The organism is Paenibacillus zanthoxyli JH29 (genome assembly GCF_000520715.1).
GTDB lineage: Bacteria > Bacillota > Bacilli > Paenibacillales > Paenibacillaceae > Paenibacillus_AQ > Paenibacillus_AQ zanthoxyli.
This window is the reverse complement of sequence record NZ_ASSD01000213.1, coordinates 1-6,026: the sequence shown is the minus strand read 5'-3', so window position 1 is coordinate 6,026 and position 6,026 is coordinate 1. Positions and strand designations below refer to the sequence as shown.

General features: G+C 50.8%; 8 protein-coding genes and 1 pseudogene. 7 read left to right on the top strand and 2 right to left on the bottom strand.

Annotated features, from left to right (window positions below; all coding sequences use genetic code 11):
• From L691_RS33465 to sda, 3 genes are all read left to right on the top strand, one after another.
• Positions 1-182 (top strand): hypothetical protein (locus tag L691_RS33465; protein WP_232229133.1); only part of this gene is annotated, 182 nt, incomplete at its 5' end.
• 73 nt (positions 183-255) lie between these two features.
• Positions 256-918, top strand: a complete 663-nt coding sequence (locus tag L691_RS0108085) for a YheC/YheD family protein (RefSeq protein WP_025689897.1) — start codon at positions 256-258, stop codon at positions 916-918.
• 294 nt (positions 919-1,212) lie between these two features.
• Entirely contained in the window at positions 1,213-1,356 is a 144-nt protein-coding gene (gene sda / locus L691_RS0108080; RefSeq protein ID WP_090834316.1) for a sporulation histidine kinase inhibitor Sda, read from the top strand.
• A gap of 191 nt (positions 1,357-1,547) precedes the next feature.
• On the opposite strand, the gene L691_RS0108075 is transcribed toward sda, so the two are convergent.
• A complete protein-coding gene (locus L691_RS0108075) occupies positions 1,548-2,564 on the bottom strand; it encodes an NAD(P)/FAD-dependent oxidoreductase (protein ID WP_025689895.1) in 1,017 nt (338 codons plus the stop codon).
• A gap of 295 nt (positions 2,565-2,859) precedes the next feature.
• Here L691_RS0108075 and L691_RS0108070 point away from each other — a divergent pair, with 295 nt between their 5' ends.
• A complete protein-coding gene (locus tag L691_RS0108070) occupies positions 2,860-4,053 on the top strand; it encodes an NAD(P)/FAD-dependent oxidoreductase (protein WP_025689894.1) in 1,194 nt (397 codons plus the stop codon).
• A gap of 1 nt (position 4,054) precedes the next feature.
• Entirely contained in the window at positions 4,055-4,318 is a 264-nt protein-coding gene (locus tag L691_RS0108065; RefSeq protein WP_025689893.1) for a hypothetical protein, read from the top strand.
• 54 nt (positions 4,319-4,372) lie between these two features.
• Here the strand turns inward: L691_RS0108065 and hemQ are convergent, their stop codons facing one another.
• On the bottom strand, positions 4,373-5,125 hold the full coding sequence (gene hemQ / locus L691_RS0108060; RefSeq protein ID WP_025689892.1) for a hydrogen peroxide-dependent heme synthase: 753 nt from the start codon (positions 5,123-5,125) through the stop codon (positions 4,373-4,375).
• A gap of 179 nt (positions 5,126-5,304) precedes the next feature.
• Between hemQ and L691_RS0108055 the strand changes: the two genes are divergently transcribed.
• Positions 5,305-5,601: a YuiB family protein gene (locus tag L691_RS0108055; protein WP_025689891.1), complete on the top strand. Its 297-nt coding sequence runs from the start codon at positions 5,305-5,307 to the stop codon at positions 5,599-5,601.
• Between the two features lie 258 nt (positions 5,602-5,859).
• Positions 5,860-6,026 (top strand): annotated as a pseudogene (locus L691_RS31890) (helicase DnaB); the annotation flags it as partial.

The window sequence follows — 6,026 nt, the reverse complement described above, 5'->3', positions numbered from 1 at the left end:
GGCCCGTCCCCGCCGCAGAAATATGTCGTATTACAGCGGCGGCTCAGGCGACATCTTTCCCGCCTTTTCTCCGGCAGATGCCATTCGCTCGGATGCTGTCGGATTCCGCAGGCTGTTCTCCCGGATCTCGCGGCATCCGCCGCGGCATAGCCGCCCCTTTTTACACAGCTGCCTTCAGCTAAGGACAATCATACAAGAGGTCAAATCGGCATTTGAGTACAGTATAGCAGGCTTTGAGAAAGGAGAGAGGAGCAAATGGCGGGAAGACAACTGGCCAGCAAATGGCGGAAGACCGAAGCGCTGCTCAGCGACAGCCGGATTTCCGGTTATATACCGAGAACGGCGCCCTATAGCAACGCCGCCCTGAAATCCATGCTTCAACGGTACGGCAATGTGGTGATCAAGCCGATTGTCGGCGGCGGGGGCTACGGCGTCATCAAGGTGTTCCGGGACGGCAGGGGGTATGGTTTTACCTATATGGACAGAACCAGAATCTATCAGGACTATTCCAGCATGGCGGGGGCACTGAATAGAGCCAAGGTCAAACGCAGATATTTGATCCAGCAGGGCATATCGCTTGCCAGCATAGCCGGACGTCCTATCGATTACCGGGTCAAGGTCGTGAAGAACGGGGAGCATTGGGAGTTTCGTTCCATGGTTGGCCGCTTGGCCAGACCCGGACTGTTCGTGACCAATCTGTGCAAGGGAGGCACTATGCTGACCTGCCGGGAAGGACTGCGAAGATCCCTTCCGCGGATTAAGATATCCGCCAAAAGAAAGGAGATGCGTAATCTCACCCTAACCTGCATTGGAGTGCTGGAGCGCCATTTTCCGGGAATTGGCGAACTCGGCTTCGATTATGCGGTAGACCGCTCGGGGAGAATCTGGATTCTGGAAGTGAACACAAGACCGCAATAATTAGCGTAATATGAAAAAATAGCGATAATAGTTCTTCCTGAATAGGGAAGAGAGACCGATTTTTAAAAATGGCTATAGCAAAAATGAAATTTTTTTATTATACTACCAAAGGCGAATCCTGTGTATAACTCTTATCCCCACTGTCCACCGCATTTTTCCAGCATTTATTACGTTTACTCACATATTATGCACAGGATTTCCACATAAGGCTGTGGATATTAAGAACACTTGTTCGAAAATTAATAGTTTGATATGATAGAGAAGAACCAAATAAAGGAAAGGTAGGTGAACGTTGTGGTTGAATTGTCGGATGAGATGTTGTTGGACTCATATCACAAAGCCATAGAACTTCAACTGGAGCATGATTTTATCGCTCTGCTGCTAGTTGAAATTCTTAAACGGAACTTACACTCTCCAGAGCATGCGGTACTTCAATAATGACTTCAGAATGATCTATGAAGCCCTACATAAAACTAAACCGCTACTAGAATTAAAATAGGGTATCCTTACGAGCTGTGATTAACTTCAACCCGTTAGGATACCCTTTTTATTTAAAATGCCCCGCAATATGCAGCTTTGGCTCAGAAACCTCCTCAGGAGCTATGCGGGGACCCTGAGAACAAATAATATTAAGACGGTTGATGCTCCAGCTTCAGACTGCTGCTATGGCCCGGAGACAGCTTCGCTTCAGGATCAATGTAGATCTTGGCATTATTGACGGCGGTCGGCGCTTCTCCAAACCCTACGGCGATTAGCTTCAGCTTGCCAGGGTAGGTGGTAATATCGCCGGCGGCAAAAATACCGGGGATGCTGGTCTCCATGCGGGAATCGACGACAAGCGAGCTGCCTTCGATTTGGAGGCCCCAATCAGAGATCGGGCCGAGCGAGGAGAAGAAGCCGAAGTTAACGATTACGCTGTCCACTTCAATGTCCTGAGTCTCCTTTGTCTTGACATTGGAGAGCGTCACCTTGTTAATAAATTCATCTCCGTGCAGCGCTGAAATCTCGGTAGAGGTAATAACTCTTACCTTTGAATTCATCAAATTCTCGACGCTATGCTCGTGGGCGCGGAACTTGTCGCGGCGGTGGATCAAAGTGACCTCGGCGGCGATAGGTTCAAGCATAAGCGCCCAGTCCACCGCGGAGTCGCCGCCGCCGGTAATCAGCACTTTTTTATCTTTAAATGCATTCAAATCGCTTACAAAATAGTGCAGGTTGGCTTTTTCGAAGCGCTCAGCTCCGGGAAGTTCCAGACGCCGCGGTTCAAAGGCGCCGACGCCTGCCGTAACGATAATGGCTTTGGCGTGATATTCCGCTTTATCGGTCGTAACGACGAAATGGCGTTCGCCCCGTTTTTCAACGGACATCACTTTCTCCTCCAGACGGATATCGCTCTGGAACAGAGCCATTTGCCGGGAAAGATTATCGACGAGTTCTTGTGCCGTAATTTTTGGGAACCCTGCCACATCATAGATGTATTTTTCGGGATAAAGAGTAGCAAGCTGTCCGCCCAGTTGGGGCATACTCTCAATCAAAGTAACGGACGCTTGGCGCATTCCGCCGTAGAAAGCAGCGAACATGCCTGCCGGGCCTCCGCCAATGATGAGAAGGTCGCTCATAGGAGCGCCGAGTTGCTGGGAAGTCACAGGATCTTACACCTCCAAGTTGATATATTCAAAATGCCATACTTCCCCATTATAAACATTGCGGAACCTCTCTGCAAAGTGCCAGCTTTAAACAATTTGGAGGAGCATGGGCCAGTAATCGGGATAATAATTACTATTTGCTTAAATACAGGGTAAGGATTACAATGTATATGATTATTTTTGAGTTATTTTAAGTTTTACTGGAATTTATTCCAATCTTATGTGTATAAATTCACAAAAACATGATTTATCCAGACACTTTAAATCAGATTCGCCTGTTGGAAGGAGCCGGAAAATGAACAGTATTCCTAAAATCGTAATTCTAGGCGCGGGATATGGAGGGATTTTAACCGCACAACGTCTGCAAAAGGCCTTAAATTACAACGAGGCGGATGTTACGCTTGTCAATCGCCATGAGTATCACTACTTCACTACGCATCTGCATATGCCTGCCGCAGGAACGGACAGCATCGACCATTCGCGCATAGCCATTTCCAAGCTGATCGATGAATTCAAGATCGACCTGGTCAAGTCGTCTGTGCAGGAAATTCGCACCCAGCAGAAAAAGGTCATTCTGGAGGACGGCACGCTGTCCTACGACTATCTCGTTATCGCGCTCGGCGGGGAGCCGGAGACGTTCGGTATTCCGGGACTCGACAAGTACGCTCTGACGATCCGCAGCATTAACTCCGTTCGTCTGATCCGTGAGCATATCGAGTATCAGTTTGCCAAGTATAAGAACGAGAATAATCTGCAGGAGCATATCAATTTCGTTGTCGGCGGCGCCGGCTTCAGCGGCATTGAATTTGTGGCCGAGCTGGCGGACCGGATTCCGGAGCTGTGCAAGGAATACGACGTGGACCCTAGCCTGGTCAACATTTACAATGTGGAGGCCGCTCCAACGGCTCTGCCGGGCTTTGCACCCGAGCTTGTCGAGTATGCCATGAATGTGCTTACCAAGAAAGGCGTAACCTTCAAAATTGGTGTGGCCATCAAGGAATGCATGCCGAATGGCGTTCTGCTCGCGACGGGCGAAGAAATCAAGGCATCGACAATCGTCTGGACGGGGGGCATCCGCGGCAATCGTCTGATCGAAGCAGCGGGCTTTGAAGCGATGCGCGGCCGTGTCAAAGTGGACGAGTTCCTGCACGCTCCGGGTCATGACAATATCTTCATCATCGGAGACGGTTCGCTTATGATCGGACCTGAGGGCCGTCCTTACCCTCCGACGGCACAAATCGCCATGCAGCAGGGCGAATGCTGCGCCCATAATCTGGTGGCGGCAATCCGGAATCAGCAGCCGAAGAAATTCGCATTCAGCAATAAAGGAACGGTGGCTTCGCTTGGCAGGGGCGAGGGAATTGCGGTAGTCGGCGACAAGAAATTTAAGGGCTTTGTAGCCGCCCAGCTCAAAAAAGTCGTGGACATGCGCTACCTCTTTATTATCGGCGGCATTCCGCTCGTTCTGAAGAAAGGCAAGTTCCTGTAAAATGCGGCACTGCAGCGTGCAAGTGCGGGGGCTGCTGACCCGGGACGAACTGGACCGTTACAACGGCCTGATGGAGGTCGGCTCCTATCTGGAGGATCAAAGCAGACATGATCTGGCCTATACCATCCAGAAAGAAGTCGACCTGCTCATTCTGCCTGCGATTGAGCGGCTGAAGGAGAAGAGCCGGGACCGTGACCGTGCGACTGCGGATTACCTGAAGAGCCAGCGGGACGGGGAAGACGATGGGGAGTCTTCGGAAGAATAAAGGATACGGCAAAGGGTGTGCCCGGCGTTATACGCTGCGAAGCACACCCTTTTTTTACACTTTCAGCATTTCCTCAAAAGATTCGGAAGTCAGCAGGTTGCCGACATAGAACGAGCCGAATTCGCCGTAGCGGGCGCTGACCTCGTCAAACCTCATCTCGTAGACGAGCTTCTTGAACTGCAGCGCATCCTCCGCGAACAGAGTTACACCCCATTCCCAGTCGTCGAAGCCGACGGAGCCGGTAATGATCTGCTTAACCTTGCCGGCGTAACCGCGCCCGATCAGCCCGTGCGAGTACATCAGCTCCTTGCGCTTGGCCATATCGAGCATATACCAGTTGTCGGCCAGCTCCCGCTTCTTGTTCATCGGATAGAAGCAGATATGCCGGGCTTTCGGCAGAACCGGCTTTAGGCGGGCGGCGATATGCGGATTCTGCATCGGGTCTTCCCCGCTGTCTCCGCTGGAGTTATAATTGCTCAGCTCCACGATGCTGACATAGGAGTAAGCTTTGGTTGTAAAGGAGGCAAAAGCGGTCTTGTTGAAGGCGGCTTCGAGCTTATTCAGGTCCTCCAGGCTTTCACGCAGGTGCATCATTACAAAATCGGCCTTCTGTCCCACGATCGAATACCAGGCGGAACTGCCGAGCTTCGCTTCTTCGACACCGGCCCATTCTTCTATAAAGGCATTCAGTTCATCCAGAGCCACAGCGCGTTCCTCGTCATCGGCCGCCGTCCAGGCGGTCCAATTCAGAGAGCGGAAGTCATGGAGAGCATACCATCCTTCCAGCGTCAAAGCGGCTTCACTCATGTGATCACTCCTCCAATGGTTGTCCTTCTAAGCATTGTAGCGCAAGCTTGCGGTGAAGAGCAAACACTGCCGCCGGATCAGGGCACGGAAATTCATTGCTTCGTCACCTTTTTTCTAGTAAACTGACTACGGGTTGATGCTTTTTGTGCGTTTCTTTATAGAGAGGGGAAGTGAGTCGGGTGGGATTAATTCCTGTGTTTGTGCTCGCCGTTCTGTTCTTTGTAATGATGTTCGGGATCGGCTTCATCCTCAATATGCTTATGAAAACGACATGGTTTCCCGCTTATTTGTTCGTGCTCGTCATTTTGCCGGTGGTGGTGTATTCCATCTGGGACCGTTCTTCCGTGACGCTCTGGGAGCACCTGTCTTCCTTTCATCCGGTGGACTATTTGACCGGCGCCGCCGGCTTGGCCGGAGCAGTGCTTAGCGGCTGGACGATCCGGCGTCTGCGGCTCGGCGGATATAAAATGTTCTGATGACTCAGGTATGAAGAGAAAGCAATAGCGGCCGCTTTCCCGTATTGTGCGGGAGCGGCCGTTTTATTTTGGATTTTCATCTTTTTTTCTAAAAAATCCGCATGTGTCAGGATGACGAGGACCGGATGCGAACGGGCGGGAGAAAGCGTCTGTTTTGGGCTTTTTTCAACATTTATAGACAGTCGATTTATGATAGAATAGAACTCTACTTGAAAGAGAAACCGTCTTGAATTCGCGAAAAGGAGGAGGTATCCGAAGATGCATATCAGTCATCTACATCATTTCACCGAACATCATCGGTACTGTGTTTCCCGCGAATTCGGTCTAAGTCCCGTCGACGAGCGTATGCTGAATTCGATCTACCAGCCAATGGTCGGCGCTTTTGCCATCAGCTTGTACCGTCTGCTCTTCTCGCATGTTCCTGC